The following is a 14,851-nucleotide window of genomic DNA, read 5'->3' as shown; positions in this document are numbered from 1 at the left end:
GCTTTATTCAGGGGCAATCTGCTCATTGCGATAGGCGGCGCGGTATTTGTCGACCCACATAGAGGTGGCGCCACAGATGGCAACCGGCATCACGATAAAGTTGATGATGGGGATCATCGAAAACAGGGTGACGGCTGCGCCGAAGCTAAAGCTACTGCCCTTGGTCTGATTAAGGGCAAACTTCATATCATTAAAGGGCACCTTGTGGTTATCGAAGGGATAGTCACAGTATTGGATCGCCATCATCCAGGCGCTAAACAGAAACCAGAGTACAGGCGCGGCGGTCTGGCCGATGAAAGGCACCCAGAACAAAATGAGAAACAGTATGGCTCTGGGCAGATAATATTTCAGTTTTATCCACTCGCGCCCCAGGATACGCGGCAGATCTTTGATCAGATCTATGGTGCCACCGGTATTGAGGTCTTTGCCGGTGAGATACTGCTCAACCTTCTCCGCCAGCAGGCCGTTGAAGGGGGCGGCTATCCAGTTCATCACAGAGCTGAAGATAAAGGAGAGCACTACCAAGAGGGTGAGCACCGCCAGCGGCCAGAGCAGGAAGTTCAGCCAGCTCAGGTATTCGGGCAGTTGACCATTGATCCACTGAAACACCTGTTCCAGCTGACCGATGGCGAAGTAGATCACCGCCGCAAACAGCACTAGGTTGACGCTCAGCGGGATGAAGACGAAGCGTCTCAGCCCCGGCTGTTTGATCAGTCGAAAGCCATCGAGAAAATAGTTCACGCCACTCTTAGCGGGCTTGCTTGCTTTTTGATTCATAGTCTTATCTGAATATCCTTATGTCTTGCTTAAGGCCGATTGTGTGTCAGCCCTGTTATAAAAACAAGGGTGAAATCACGCCGCCTAACAGAAAAAACGTTACAAAATGCGGCATGCTTTGATAAAGTGGTTAGTAATAATAACAGCGATATCAAGCGCGCCTCCCAATAGACGACCAAACTGGCACAATGAGACTCACACAGATAAAACTTGCTGGATTTAAGTCGTTTGTCGATGTCACTAAAATCCCTTTTAACCAACCGCTTACGGCAATTATCGGCCCCAATGGCTGTGGCAAGTCCAATGTGATCGACGCGGTGCGCTGGGTGCTGGGCGAAAGCTCTGCCAAACACCTGCGCGGCGACTCCATGGCCGACGTTATCTTTAACGGCTCCTCGGTCAGACGCCCGGTCTCCGTGGCCAGTGTCGAGCTCAGCTTCGACAATCAGCAGGGCCGTCTGGGCCGTCTGGGCGGTCAGTATGCCAGCTATCAGGCGATTGCCGTGAAGCGTCAGGTGAGCCGCGACGGTGAATCCAGTTACTTCCTCAATGGCCAAAAGTGCCGTCGTAAGGACATTACCGATCTCTTCATGGGCACGGGACTCGGTCCGCGCAGCTACGCCATTATCGAGCAGGGCACCATCTCACGGCTTATCGAATCTAAGCCTCAGGAGCTGAGGGTCTTCATAGAAGAGGCCGCCGGCATCTCCCGCTACAAGGAGCGGCGACGCGAAACGGAAAACCGCATTCGCCATACCCGCGAGAACCTCGAACGCTTAGGGGATATCCGTCAGGAGCTGGGCCGACAGATAGACAAGCTCGCCGAGCAGGCAGAGGCTGCGCGTCAATATCGGGCGCTGAAACAGACGGAGCGGGATCAACATGCCCAGCTCGAGGTGGCCAAATACCTGGAGCTGAGCGCCCAGTCTGACAAGTTATCCCAGGAGATAGAAGCCAAGACGCTGACCCAGAGCGAGGGCGACGCCGGGCGAGAAGCTCTGTCGCGCAACTTGACCGAGCTAAAACTCAAACTCGATGAGCTTGAGCGCCAGGAGCAGCAACAGGTCGAGGCCTTCTATCTTAACGGTAATCAGATCGCCAAGCTCGAACAGGAGGTCAAGCATCGCCAGCAGCAAGATGCGCACCTCAAGCAGCGTATTAAGCAGGACGAAGATAAGCTGGCACTGTTAAAAGCTCAGGAGCAGGCGCTTATATTGGCGCGCGGCGATCTCGATGAGCGTCAGCACGATGCCCGGCAGGCCCATCAGACCTTGCAGCTGCAGCTCGAGCTACTCGATGAGCAGCTTGGCGAGGTCGAGTTATCCCTGGAGCAGGCACAGGAAGCCGAGAGTCAGGCCAAGCAGGCGGTTAACCAATGTCAGCTACGCCTGGAACTCACCAAGGGGGAGCTCAAGCATAAGAAGAGCGCCCTGACTCAGCTTAAGTCGCAATATGAGAGCGCGTCACGCCAGCTCGAGCAATTATCCCATCAGGATGAGAGCGCCAATCTAGCGCTGCAACATGCTCAGTGTGAACGTCTCGCCCAGCGGCTCGATGAGCTGAAGGGCGAGATAGAGCTGGGGGCTGCCACTCAGTCTCAGCGACAGGAGCAGGCGCGCCAGACCCAGGCGCAGGTCGAAGCCCTGTCGCAGTCCTTGGCCGAGGAGCGGGGGCGTCTGGCGGTAGTCAAGCGTATCTTACCTCAGGAAGACGCGCTTCAGGGCCGCGCCCTCTGGCAGGCGATTCAGGTGACGCCCGGTTGGGAAGCGGCGGTCGACCTGTTGCTCGACGGTCTGCTCACTCAGAAGGTGAGTGACAAGCACAGCACAGAGGAAACAGATAATGAGGGCGGCTTTAAGTTAAGCAGATCTCAGCAGTGGACAGGGCTCAGCAGCGAGGTCAACCTGGCGCCCTGGCTGTCCAGGCTTAGCTGGGTTGATAGCCTGAGTCAGGCTAAGGCGATGCTGGATTCACTCGAAGATGACGAGCGTATCGTCACCGCCGATGGCTATATCGTCGGTAAAGGCTTTGTGCTGCAAAAGGCCGAGCAGGGCAGCCAGTTGGTGCAGCTCAAGGCCGAGCAGGAAGCATTGGAGCTCAGCATAGCGGCCAGTGTCGAGGCGATCGATGAGCGCAGGGCGGTGCTTGCCGAGGTCAATCAGGGCTTGGATGAGCAGCGTGAGGCGCACACCCAGCTTAATACCAGTTTGCAGGGGACGCAGCTTGAGCGTGAACGCCTGCTGGCGCAGGCTCAGGCGACTCAGGAGCGTATCGCCCAGCGAGGGGAGCAGCAAGCCAGGTTAAAGGCCTTGCTCGAAGAGCAGAGCGGCGAGCTAGAAGCTGTGGAACAAAGCCTGAGTGAGCTTACAAGTCGCCGCGATCAAGACGAGGCGCAGCTGACCGAGCTGACACGCTCAGCTGACAGCCAGGTGGCAGGACTTGCCGATCGCCGCGCCCAGCATAAGGACCTTGGTCGCGAGCGTCAGGCCTTGGCGCAGCAGTCCCAGCAGCTACAGCAGTCGCTGCAGGCGATCAATACCGAGCAAGCGCTTAGCCGCCAGCAGGGTGAGCAGCTCGAGCGGCAGATGACGGAGCTGGCCCAAGAGCTGAGCGAGCTTCAAGGGCAACTAGAGGGGCAGGATAAGCTAGATGGTAAGCTGCAAGCCGATGCCATGACGGCCCAGCTCAATGATGCGCTGGCGCGTCAGGGGGAAGCCCAGGCGGCGCTCGATGCCCTGCGTCTGCAGCAGACTGAGCTGCAAAATCAAGCAGACGAGATCAGCGCCAAACAAAAACAACAACTTGGCAAGTTAGAGCACTTGACTCAAGCCATCAGCGCGTTAAAGTTACGTCGCGAAGGGATAAAAGGTCAAATTGACAGTCAGTTGGCCCAGATCAGGAGCCAAGAGGTGGATATCGCCGAGGTGCAAGCTTCGCTGGATCTGACCGTGAGCCTAAGTCATCGTCAGAAGATGCTTGAGCGCACAAAGGCGCAGATTGAACATCTTGGCGCGATAAATTTGGCGGCGATAGAAGAGTTCGAGCAGCAGAGTCAACGCAAGGCCTATCTCGACAGTCAGGATGCGGACTTGGCCAAGGCCCTTGGCAGCCTGGAGGAGGCGATTCGCAAGATCGACCGCGAGACCAAGACGCGCTTTAAGGAGACCTTCGATAAGGTCAACCAAGATCTTGGTGTGCTGTTTCCTAAGGTGTTTGGCGGCGGCAGCGCCTATCTGGCGCTGACCGATGATGATCTGCTGGAGACTGGGGTCACCATCATGGCCAGACCGCCGGGGAAAAAGAATAGTACGATTCACCTGCTTTCGGGTGGAGAAAAAGCATTAACCGCTTTATCATTGGTATTTGCGATTTTCAGGCTGAATCCAGCGCCATTTTGTATGTTGGATGAGGTCGATGCACCGCTCGATGATGCCAATGTCGACAGGTTCTGCCGGCTGGTAAAAGAGATGTCTCAGAGCGTGCAATTTGTTTATATTAGTCACAATAAGATCACCATGGAATTGGCCGATCAACTAATAGGTGTCACTATGCACGAGCCAGGGGTTTCACGCATAGTTGCCGTCGATATCGATGAGGCGGTGGCATTAGCCGACGCAGTATAATTTTGGGAAAAACAGGGTAATCAATGGAAAATTTGCAACTGGTATTGTTCGTGTTAGGCGCGGTAGCCATTATCGCGGTACTTGTGCATGGTTTTTGGTCCATTAGGCGGCAGCAACCTAAATCATTAAAAGAATCGCCCATGACAGGGCTATACACAGATAAGACACGTGACAGTGACGGTTTCGACGCAGATGGCGTTGGCCCTGTAAGAGTAATTAAAAATAACGGCGAAGATCGCAGCATTCCTAAGGCCACCTCGACCAGTCGTGCCACACCTATTGGTGCACGCGCGCAAGAGAGCGAGCCAGCAGAAGTCTCGCCCAGTTTCTCCCTGTCGGATGAGCCTAAGCAGAAGGCGCCGCGTTCGCGTCAAGAGCCGGTGATGTCGGTAACCCCTAACGAAGACCTTAGCGATGCACATCTCGAGCAGATGGAGCTTGGCCTGGGTCAGGCCCCGGCGCAGCCTTCGCTGTTTGAAGACCCTGTTACCGAGCGTAAGCAGGAAGCAGTGCGCCCCGCACCGAGAGTCGAAGCGACTCAGTCAGTAGCGCCTGCGTCTGTAGAGCCAGTGCCTGTTGAACCAGAGCCCGAGCCAGAAGTGGCCGAAGAGGCGCCGCTTGGCGATCCGCAGGATGTACTGGTGCTACACGTGGTGGCCAAAGAGGGTGAGGCCCTCAATGGTGCCGAGCTGCTACCTAGCCTGTTAACCCTTAACTTCAAGTTTGGTGACATGGATATTTTCCATCGTCATGAGGATAATGCTGGCACAGGCAAGGTGCTGTTTTCATTGGCTAACATGGTTAAGCCTGGGGTATTCAACCCAGATGAGATGGAGCAGTTTACCACTCAGGGCATAGTGCTGTTTATGACGTTGCCTTGCTATGGCGATCCTCTGATGAATTTCTCAATCATGCTTAACTCGGCCCATCAGCTGGCCGATGATCTCGGCGGCGAAGTGCTCGACGGTGGTCGCGGCGCCTGGAGCGAGCAGACTAAACAGTCTTACCTGCAGCGCATTCGCGCGCAGATGTGATACCTAGACCGACATTGAAGTAGAGGCCGCATCAGCGGCCTCTGTTGCTTAAACTGGATAAGAAATCATGCAAGCCATACAAGACGAGATTAAACAGTTAACCGACGAGCTTAATCAGCACAACTATCGCTACTATGTCGATGACGCGCCCTCAATTCCCGACGCCGAATATGACCGTCTGATGCGTCGCCTGCAGGAGCTGGAGGCCGAGCATCCCGAGCTGGCGCTGGCCGACTCGCCAACCCAGAGAGTCGGGGGCGAGGCGCTGAGCAAGTTTAATCAGGTGGCTCACCTCAAGCCCATGTTGAGCCTGGATAACGTCTTTAGCGAAGAGGAGTTCAACGCCTTCTATAAGCGTGTCGGCGATAAGCTGCCGGAGGCGCCGGCATTTTGCTGTGAGCCTAAACTCGACGGTCTGGCGGTGAGTATCCTCTACCGCGATGGCGTGTTTGAGCGCGCCGCCACCCGCGGCGATGGCACTGTCGGTGAGGACATTACCGAGAACGTGCGCACCATCAAATCTGTGCCATTGAGACTTAGAGGCAGCGGTTTCCCGCCACTGCTCGAGGTGCGCGGCGAAGTCTTTATGCCTAAGGCAGCTTTCGAGGCGGTCAACGATAAGGCCCGCGCCAAGGGCGAGAAGCTTTTCGTCAATCCGCGTAATGCCGCCGCCGGTAGTCTGCGTCAGCTAGACAGTAAGATCACCGCCAGCCGCTCCTTGGCATTCTATGCCTATGCCCTGGGCGTGGTGGAGCCAGAAACCTGGCCGCTGGCAGCCAGCCATTTCGAGCAGTTGATGCAGCTTAAAGAGTGGGGCTGTCCGGTGAGCAGTGAAGTCAAGGTATGTGAGGATATCCCCAGCGTGCTGGCCTATTATCAGGACATACTGACCCGTCGCAGCGAGCTGGCCTATGAGATTGATGGCGTGGTGCTTAAGGTGAATGATATCGCCCAGCAGCAAACTCTTGGTTTCGTGGCTAAGGCGCCTCGCTGGGCCACCGCCTATAAGTTTCCGGCCCAGGAGGAGATCACCCTGCTCGAAGGGGTAGACTTCCAGGTGGGCCGTACCGGCGCGGTGACCCCGGTTGCGCGCCTGCAACCTGTCTTTGTCGGCGGGGTTACCGTCTCCAACGCCACTTTGCATAACGCCGATGAGATCGCCCGTCTCGGGGTGATGATAGGCGATAGCGTGATCATCCGCCGCGCCGGTGACGTGATCCCTCAGGTCGTTGCCGTGGTGCCCGAGAAGCGCCCGAGTGATGCCCAGCCGATCCAGTTCCCGCCGCAATGCCCCGTGTGTGGCAGCGACGTGGAGCGCGTCGAGGGTGAAGCGGTTGCCCGTTGTACCGGTGGTCTCTATTGTGAGGCCCAGCGTAAGGAGGCGATCAAGCACTTCGCCTCTCGCAAGGCGTTAGATATTGATGGCATGGGTGACAAGGTGGTGGAGCAGCTGATCGATAAAGAGCTGGTGACCAGCCCTGCGGATCTCTTCAAGTTGACCGCCTCGGCGATCACTATGCTGGATCGTATGGGGATGAAGTCGGCCACTAATTTGGTCAATGCCCTGGAAGCGGCCAAGCAAACCACCTTTGCCCGTTTCCTCTATTCGCTGGGGATCAGGGAGGTGGGTGAAGCCACCGCCGCCAACTTGGCTAACTATTTCAAGACCCTTGAGAAACTTAAGCAAGCGGACGCTGAGACCTTTATGAAGGTTGACGATGTGGGGGTGATCGTCGCCCAGCATCTGGTGCACTTCTTCGAGCAGCCCCATAACCTTGAGGTGATCGATGGCCTGTTGCAAGCTGGAGTGCACTGGCCCGATATCGAAGAGGTTGCCGAAGAGGCGCTTTCCCTGAAGGGACAGACCTGGGTACTAACCGGCACTCTGACGCAACTCAATCGCAACGATGCCAAGGCTAAGCTGCAGGCATTAGGTGCCAAGGTCGCGGGTAGTGTCTCGAAAAATACCGATTGCTTGGTTGCCGGAGAGGCGGCCGGCTCTAAGTTGACCAAGGCGCAGGAGCTTGGGGTGAAGGTGATCGATGAGGCCGAGCTCTTGGCAATCCTAGGCTCTTAAATTGGCTGTGTGAATTAGCCGACTAAATTAGGTCGAAGTTAAACGAGAGCGTCATCGAGAGATGGCGCTTTTTTTATCGTTCACCGCCTCCATTTGTTATCAGATATTGAAATCTGCGACATCATCACCATATAGAGAGAAACGGGGGAGGGAGAACACTATTGAATTTTGGACATATTAATTGGTTAGACGATAAGGGACACTTTAAGCCGCCGCTTATGTTGTACCTGATGCTGGCCTTTATCGCCCGGGGATGGTGTGTGTTTATCGCCTCCCTGACTCAGGCCAGCGATCGAGCCGGTTTGGTCGCCCTCATCTATCCGCAAAAGTCTGACTTTCTGATGGCCTTGGCGGCCGGTGTCGGTGGCTTATTTCTCTATGGCTTAGTGATCGCCGAGCGCAAACGCGCTCCACTCTGGTTAAGACCTGCCTTTAATCAACTCAAACCTCTGCTGATCGCGCTCTTGATGTTAGATGCCGGTCTCTTGTTGCAGCGCCTGATTCATAACCATTTTCTTTATAGCTGGAGCTTCGGTCTGGACGCGCTGTTTCTCTTCTGGAGCCTGCTCTACATCGGCAAGTCGAAGCACCTTAAATACTACCTGCAGGATTGGCGTAATCAGACGGATTAGCGAATCGCGGTCAAAAAAAAGCGCTGCAAGATGCAGCGCTAAGCATATCTCTTTGAATGAAAATTCAGTCTCAAGATATCGGAATGTTACAAAATACCTTATAAATCAATGTGAAAAACAACAAATTCACAGGACTTATATTAAGGACAATTGACAGCAACACTCTTTAAAGAAACATAATCCGGGGTTGCTACGTATCTCTAAAGAACAGAAGCATACTAACATCAATTGAATATTGTATACAATAAATAATTTCAATCTTAGTTTAGATTTTTTGCATATCTTATAACCAGCAGCTAATTGTCTCTCGGTGCACTTTGGCGTCAATCTGTGCGTAAGTGGTCAATTTAATGACAGATTGTACAAATTGAGTTGCTATTGACTATAGTTATGTTATTAAAGTTAGGTTGCTTTTCATATTCTTAGGGGATCATCCCGCATCCAGATCTGGAGCAGGGGACCCAATGGGTATGGGGAAAATCAATGGAGTTGCTTCGAGTGGCCAGAACTGAGCCGATACAATTACCCCTGTCTAAGTTACAAACAGGTATCACTGTTAAGTTACCCTTGTCTTGGAAAAACCATCCTTTCCTTTTTAACCGCATCAAGATTGAAGAAGAGGCGCAGATAGAGCTGATCAAGAGTCTTGGCGTGCCCTATGTTCTGTTGGTGTCGGGTGAAGAACTGTTGGAAGAGGAGAATGATGAGGGGGACGAGCAGGCTGAAAAGGCAGAAGAGGTGGTGGATCCCATCATAGAAGCCAAACGCAATGTGCGCAAATCCCTGCGTCTGAGTCAGAAACGCTTCATCGATTGTGTCAACGAGTGCCGCTCGACCTTTAGCAAGATAGCCAGCGATCCCGAGGGTGCCTATCGTGAGGCCGCCTCGCTGGTGGAGTCGCTCATCGAGCATATGTTTGAGTATGAACAGACCCACCTGGCGTTAGTGACTGCAGGTGAGAGCGACAATAGCGTGACCCAACACGGCATCTCGGTGGCGGTATTGGCGCTGATGATCGCCAGGGCCATGGAGCTGCCCAAATCGGATATGCGCGACATCGCCCTGGGCTGCCTGTTCCATGACATAGGTAAGCTCAAGGTACCTGAGTCTATCCGGCGCAAGAAGACACAGTTAACGGCCTCCGAAGCCAATTTCCTCAAGATGCACCCCAACTTTGGCTACGAGATGCTCAACAAGACGGGCCTGTTTAATAAGGCGGTGCTCAGCATCGTCCTGCATCATCACGAGTTTATCGATGGCTCGGGCTTTCCCGACGGCCTGACAGAGAAGAAGATCCCCATCACCACCCAGCTGGTGAGCCTGGCGAATGATTATGACGGTCAGCTGTGGGCCGAAGAGAGCCGCTCGCCTCAGATAGCCCTGGGTTATCTGTTTAAGAACCATGCGGGGAAACATTCGGAGACGCTGATCGCCGTGTTGGTCAAGCTGCTGGGGATCTATCCGCCGGGCACTCTGGTGCGTCTCAGCGATGGCGATGTCGGTAAGGTGATGGTCACCACTCAATCGGTGAAACAACCTCAGGTGTGGGCCTGTCATCCCGACGGCAGTGAGCCGGGCCTGCGTTTCCTCAGTCAGGAGGAGGTGTTTGTCGATAGCGTGCTAAAGCTTGAAGAATTAACCGAAGGTGCAATGCGAGTGTTACAGGCCGACAGTGGAATTAGTTTTTATTTTGCTGGTACCCCCTAGTCCCCTTGCGTTATTTTAGAAGTCTGGTTTCAAGTCAAAATATTTTAATTTAGAGCATTCAAGATGATAACTTCTGTTGCCGTCGTCGGCTGCGGCTGGTTTGGTCTGCCTTTGGCCAAGGTGCTGGTAAGCCAAGGATTAAAGGTCACGGGCTCCAAGCGCTCGCCAAAGGAGGCCGAGGCCTTATCAGCCGATGGAATCGCAGGCTTTGCGCTGGATTTAGAAGCACTCGAGAGTGAAGGTTTGTCCTCTCAGGCCCGTGAAGCGATAACTCAAGGCCTCGCCTGCGATGCCATAGTGATCAACATTCCCCCCGGACTTCGCCGTGGTGATAACGGCTATTTGGATCGTCTCAAGCGCCTCAAGGCGTTAATGGGGACTCACGAATATCAGCGCATCATTTTTATCAGCACGTCTGGTGTCTATCCTGCCGGTGGCGGTTGTTTTTCGAGCGAGAGTGCTGAGAGTGGTTGCGTCGAGAGCGATGCTAAGGTCCACAGCCCGGCGAGCGAGACCTTGCTGGCCGCCGAGGCGCTCTTCTCTGGTGCTAACTCTGCCGATGGCGTGTTTAACAATCACTCCGCTGGTGGCGAGTCTAAGAATAACTGCGTCGTCGTGCGTTTTGCCGGTCTCATAGGTCCCAAAAGGCATCCAGGGCGATTCCTAGCGGGAAGAGAGAATGTGCCTGGTGGTAACCTGGCGGTGAATATGGTGCATCTCGATGATTGCATTGGTGCCGTGACCTCACTGCTGAAAGCCGAGGGGCCTTTATCGCCAGCCTATAATCTCTGCGCGCCGCTGCATCCCACCAAGGCGGAATTTTATCAAAAAGCGGCGACTCAGCTGGGGCTCACGCCGCCAAGCTTTATCGAGGGACACTTAGCTGAAGATAAGCGCGTCGATGGAGGCCTTATCACTCGGGAGTTAAACTATCAGTATAAGTTTACCGATCCCTTAGCTATGTTGGTCCATTGCTAGGCTAATGCTTGTGAAAGCTAGTGTTTGTGAAGGCTAATGTTCATAAAGGTTTGCGTTCAAAAGGCCGAGAGCGTATTTGATTAACCTTTTAACTGAATTTATGAGTCCTTGTCTTGGTAAGAAAAGATGGTAAGAGAAGATTGTGAGATAAGGTTGCAAGATAAATAGCCTCAGCTAAGCCTGGGGTAGAAACATTTTTTCAATAATAAGAAGAGTTGGTTATGAAAAGAGTCGTGAATCTATGTCGTTATGTGAGTCTGTTATTTATCGCCCTGGCCGCCTTTCAGGTTAGCGCTCAGGCTAAGTATGTCGAAGGGGTCGACTATGTGAAGGTGGCGGGGATCCCTGAGGTGAATCAGCCTGTGGTGCGTGAGTTCTTCTCCTATAACTGCCCCCACTGTTATCGTCAGGATGGCTTGATCACCTCGGCCGTGTCCAAGTTAAAGGCGGAGCTGGGGGATGAGCTGGCATTTGAGCGCACGCCGGTGGCGGGCGGCCGCGCGGCCTGGCAGCTGAGCCAGGAAGCCTACTACCTGGCGAAGAAGTTCCATGTGACCGAACAGACCCATGGCAATCTGTTTAAGCGGATCCATGAGGGTAACGGCGCCTTTAAGCGTCAGGAGGAGCTGAGTCAGTTCTTCGTCGAGCAGGGCTTGTCCAAGGCTGAGGTCGACAAGGCGCTGGCGTCGGTAGATAACAAGTTGGCGATCGCCGATTATGATACTCAGGCGCAATTATCTGGGATCCGCGGGGTGCCTTCGCTGCTGGTGAACGGCAAATATCTGGTGAGCAATAAGCAGCGCAGCGCCGAGGAGTTGGCCGATCTGCTTGCCTATCTTTCGACCCTGAAATAGGCCACTTCTTACTAGGAAGTCCCTCAATAGAGAGTCTCTTAATTGGAAGCCTCTCTAATCCATCAGCCGCCACTTGGCGGCTTTTTTGTACATTCCATTAACAATTCTGTTCGACCTTAGTCTAGTTTGCAAGCCTATGAAAATTATAGCTTTACGCTGGCGTCAACTTTGATCTTATTGTTTTGTAAAGAAAATGTTTTAATTCGCGCTCAGGTTGACGCTGGCGTTAGACCAAAGTCGCGATTGTCCTAATGACTGCGCTTGCTAGATTAATTCATGACTTAATAATAATCAGCACAGGGGAGTCGCAATGGCTTTTGAAAATAACGAAAAGGCAGAAGGTTACTGGCGTGAAAATTTACGTCTAGTGCTCGGACTGCTAGCAATTTGGGCTGCAGTGTCATTTGGCTGCGGTATTTTATTGGTCGATGTACTCAATGAGATCCATTTCATGGGCTTCAAACTGGGCTTCTGGTTTGCTCAGCAGGGGGCCATGTATGTATTCGTTGCACTGATTTTTGTCTACGTGGCGAAAGCCAATGCGCTGGACAAAAAATACAATGTTCATGAAGACTAAGGAGCAATGAGATGGATGTTCAAACGTTAACTTATTTGATAGTGGGCTTTACCTTTGCCCTCTATATTGGCATTGCGATCTGGTCTCGCGCCGGTTCAACCAAAGAGTTCTATGTTGCTGGCGGTGGCGTACACCCTGTGATGAATGGTATGGCCACGGCGGCAGACTGGATGTCGGCGGCGTCTTTCATTTCATTGGCGGGTATCGTCTCCTTCGTCGGTTATGACGGCTCCGTCTACTTGATGGGCTGGACTGGCGGCTATGTGCTGCTCGCGCTCTGTATGGCACCTTACCTGCGTAAGTTTGGTAAGTTTACCGTGCCTGACTTTATCGGCGATCGTTACTACTCCCAGGCGGCCCGTACCGTTGCGGTAGTCTGTGCCATCTTCATCTGTTTCACCTACATTGCCGGTCAGATGCGCGGTGTGGGCGTGGTGTTCTCACGCTTCTTGGAAGTAGAGGTCGATACCGGTGTTTATATCGGTATGGCCGTGGTCTTCTTCTATGCGGTACTCGGTGGCATGAAGGGCATTACCTATACCCAGGTGGCTCAGTACTGCGTATTGATCTTCGCCTTCATGGTACCTGCTATCTTCATCTCTGTGATGATGACAGGCCACATCCTGCCGCAGCTTGGCTTCGGCGCCGAGTTGGTGGATGCCGCGGGCAACAACACGGGTGTCTACCTGCTTGAGAAACTCGACGGTCTGTCAGCTCAGCTTGGCTTCTCTCAGTACACAGAGGGCTCTAAGGGGATGATCGACGTCTTCTTCATCACGGGCGCACTCATGTTCGGTACTGCGGGTCTGCCACACGTTATCGTTCGCTTCTTCACCGTGCCTAAGGTGAAAGATGCACGTGTCTCAGCCGGTTGGGCATTGGTGTTTATCGCCATCATGTACACCACTATTCCTGCACTGGCCGCCTTCTCTCGCGTGAACATGATTGAGACAATCAATGGTCCTGAGTCAACGGGTGTGGCTTATGAGACGGCACCAGATTGGATCAAGAACTGGGAGAAGACAGGTCTGATCAAGTGGGACGATAAGAACAACGACGGCAAGATCTACTATGCCAAGGGCGAAACCAACGAGATGAAGATCGACCGCGACATCATGGTACTGGCTACTCCTGAGATCGCTAATCTTCCAGCCTGGGTGATCGCTCTGGTTGCGGCAGGTGGTCTGGCGGCGGCGCTGTCAACTTCTGCGGGTCTGCTACTGGTTATCTCAACGTCGGTATCGCACGATCTGTTGAAGAAGAACTTCATGCCGGATATCTCGGATAAGCAGGAGCTGCTCTATGCTCGTATCGCTGCGGCGCTGGGTATTGTCATGGCGGGTTACTTTGGTATCAACCCTCCAGGCTTCGTAGCGGCCGTGGTGGCAATCGCCTTCGGTCTGGCGGCATCGTCACTCTTCCCGGCGATCATCATGGGTATCTTCTCTCGCACCATGAATAAAGAGGGTGCCATTGCCGGTATGGTGATAGGTCTGCTGTTCTCGGCAAGCTACATCATCTACTTCAAGTTTGTGAACCCAGGTGATAACAACGCGGCGAACTGGTTGTTTGGCATCTCGCCAGAAGGTATAGGCATGCTGGGGATGATCATCAACTTCGCGGTAGCCTTTATCGTCAGCAAGGTAACGGCTGCAGTACCACAGAATGTGGTTGATATGGTGGAATCAATCCGCTTCCCTAAGGGAGCCGGTGAGGCCCACGACCACTAATCGATAGACTTATCGACCTAGGGAGCGCAGTGCGCTCCCTTTTTTTATTTCATATCTTATTGATTTACCTTTTGCTTATCTGGCAGTCTCAGGGTTTGTGTTTAGAGTTTATGGTTGGAGTTTTCGGGGGAGTAGGGGTGAGTAACTATCAATTATCTGTGGCCACCTTTAATAAGCTGGCGCGCCAGTATCAGGATAAATATATGCAGATGCCGCTCTACGAGCCCACCTATGCCCGCTTGAGTGAGTTACTCGGCGAGCAAGATAGGGTGCTGGAGCTTGCCTGCGGCCCAGGTAACATCGCCCGCTATCTGTTAGCGCGCCATCCTCAGCTCGATTATTTGGGGACAGATCTGGCACCGCAGATGGTGAGCCTGGCAAGAGAGAATAATCCCACCGGCAAGTTTGAGGTAATGGACTGCCTGGCTATCGACAGTCTAACCGTGATGTTTGATGCCATAGTGTGTGGTTTCTGCCTGCCTTATCTCAATCGGGACGAGGCAAAGGCCTTGATCCTGGCGATGGCAAGAAGGCTTAACGCTGGTGGCCTGCTCTATTTGAGCACCATGGAGGGCGATTATGCCGCCTCAATGCTGCAGACTTCCAGCACTGGCGATCAGGCTTTCATCTATTATCACTGCGGCGAGTGGCTCAGCGCTGAGCTGAGCTCGGCAGGTTTTGAGCTGCTAAACTGCCACCGTCAGGACTATCCCGAGCGGGGCGATGTGGATCTCTTCATCATTGCCAGGCGGCGCTAGGGAATCGGCTGGCCTTTAGTCGTATAGCAAGAGTTTGTTTGTTAAGGCTATAGTGAATAAAACGGCCGATGCTTGGCGAGAGTCTAGGGCGAGATGCCGACCAT

Annotated in this window: 11 protein-coding genes; 10 read left to right on the top strand and 1 reads right to left on the bottom strand. The window is 53.5% G+C overall.

Features of this window, described 5'->3' with window-relative positions:
- Positions 1-3 precede the first annotated feature (3 nt).
- Positions 4-777 (bottom strand): sulfate transporter CysZ, encoded by a 774-nt coding sequence (cysZ, locus tag K0H80_RS12160; RefSeq protein WP_011866177.1) that lies wholly within the window; start codon positions 775-777, stop codon positions 4-6.
- Between the two features lie 188 nt (positions 778-965).
- Here cysZ and smc point away from each other — a divergent pair, with 188 nt between their 5' ends.
- The 10 genes from smc (at position 966) to K0H80_RS12110 (ending at position 14,747) form a co-directional block, all read left to right on the top strand.
- Positions 966-4,400, top strand: coding sequence for a chromosome segregation protein SMC (gene smc / locus K0H80_RS12155; RefSeq protein WP_220071748.1), 3,435 nt, complete (start codon positions 966-968; stop codon positions 4,398-4,400).
- Positions 4,401-4,423: 23 nt separating this feature from the next.
- Positions 4,424-5,434: a cell division protein ZipA gene (zipA, locus tag K0H80_RS12150; protein WP_220071747.1), complete on the top strand. Its 1,011-nt coding sequence runs from the start codon at positions 4,424-4,426 to the stop codon at positions 5,432-5,434.
- 67 nt (positions 5,435-5,501) lie between these two features.
- Positions 5,502-7,511 (top strand): NAD-dependent DNA ligase LigA, encoded by a 2,010-nt coding sequence (ligA, locus tag K0H80_RS12145; protein WP_220071746.1) that lies wholly within the window; start codon positions 5,502-5,504, stop codon positions 7,509-7,511.
- Between the two features lie 161 nt (positions 7,512-7,672).
- Complete coding sequence (locus K0H80_RS12140; RefSeq protein ID WP_220071745.1) at positions 7,673-8,143, top strand: DUF2919 domain-containing protein; 471 nt, start codon at positions 7,673-7,675, stop codon at positions 8,141-8,143.
- A 498-nt stretch (positions 8,144-8,641) separates the two neighbouring features.
- Entirely contained in the window at positions 8,642-9,850 is a 1,209-nt protein-coding gene (locus K0H80_RS12135; RefSeq protein ID WP_434086649.1) for a cyclic di-GMP phosphodiesterase, read from the top strand.
- 63 nt (positions 9,851-9,913) lie between these two features.
- On the top strand, positions 9,914-10,828 hold the full coding sequence (locus tag K0H80_RS12130; RefSeq protein ID WP_220071743.1) for an SDR family oxidoreductase: 915 nt from the start codon (positions 9,914-9,916) through the stop codon (positions 10,826-10,828).
- A 221-nt stretch (positions 10,829-11,049) separates the two neighbouring features.
- A complete protein-coding gene (locus tag K0H80_RS12125; protein ID WP_220071742.1) occupies positions 11,050-11,682 on the top strand; it encodes a thiol:disulfide interchange protein DsbA/DsbL in 633 nt (210 codons plus the stop codon).
- Between the two features lie 310 nt (positions 11,683-11,992).
- Positions 11,993-12,259 (top strand): DUF4212 domain-containing protein, encoded by a 267-nt coding sequence (locus K0H80_RS12120; RefSeq protein WP_011866169.1) that lies wholly within the window; start codon positions 11,993-11,995, stop codon positions 12,257-12,259.
- Positions 12,260-12,270: 11 nt separating this feature from the next.
- Positions 12,271-13,989 carry a sodium:solute symporter family protein gene (locus K0H80_RS12115; protein WP_220042760.1) on the top strand — a complete coding sequence of 573 codons (1,719 nt, stop codon included), beginning with the start codon at positions 12,271-12,273 and terminating at the stop codon, positions 13,987-13,989.
- A 137-nt stretch (positions 13,990-14,126) separates the two neighbouring features.
- Positions 14,127-14,747: a class I SAM-dependent methyltransferase gene (locus tag K0H80_RS12110; RefSeq protein ID WP_220071741.1), complete on the top strand. Its 621-nt coding sequence runs from the start codon at positions 14,127-14,129 to the stop codon at positions 14,745-14,747.
- Positions 14,748-14,851 lie beyond the last annotated feature (104 nt).

The organism is Shewanella aegiceratis (assembly GCF_019457495.1).
GTDB classification, from domain to species: Bacteria; Pseudomonadota; Gammaproteobacteria; order Enterobacterales; family Shewanellaceae; genus Shewanella; species Shewanella loihica.
The sequence above is the reverse complement of the archived record's forward strand: the minus strand, read 5'-3'. Positions and strand labels throughout refer to the sequence as shown.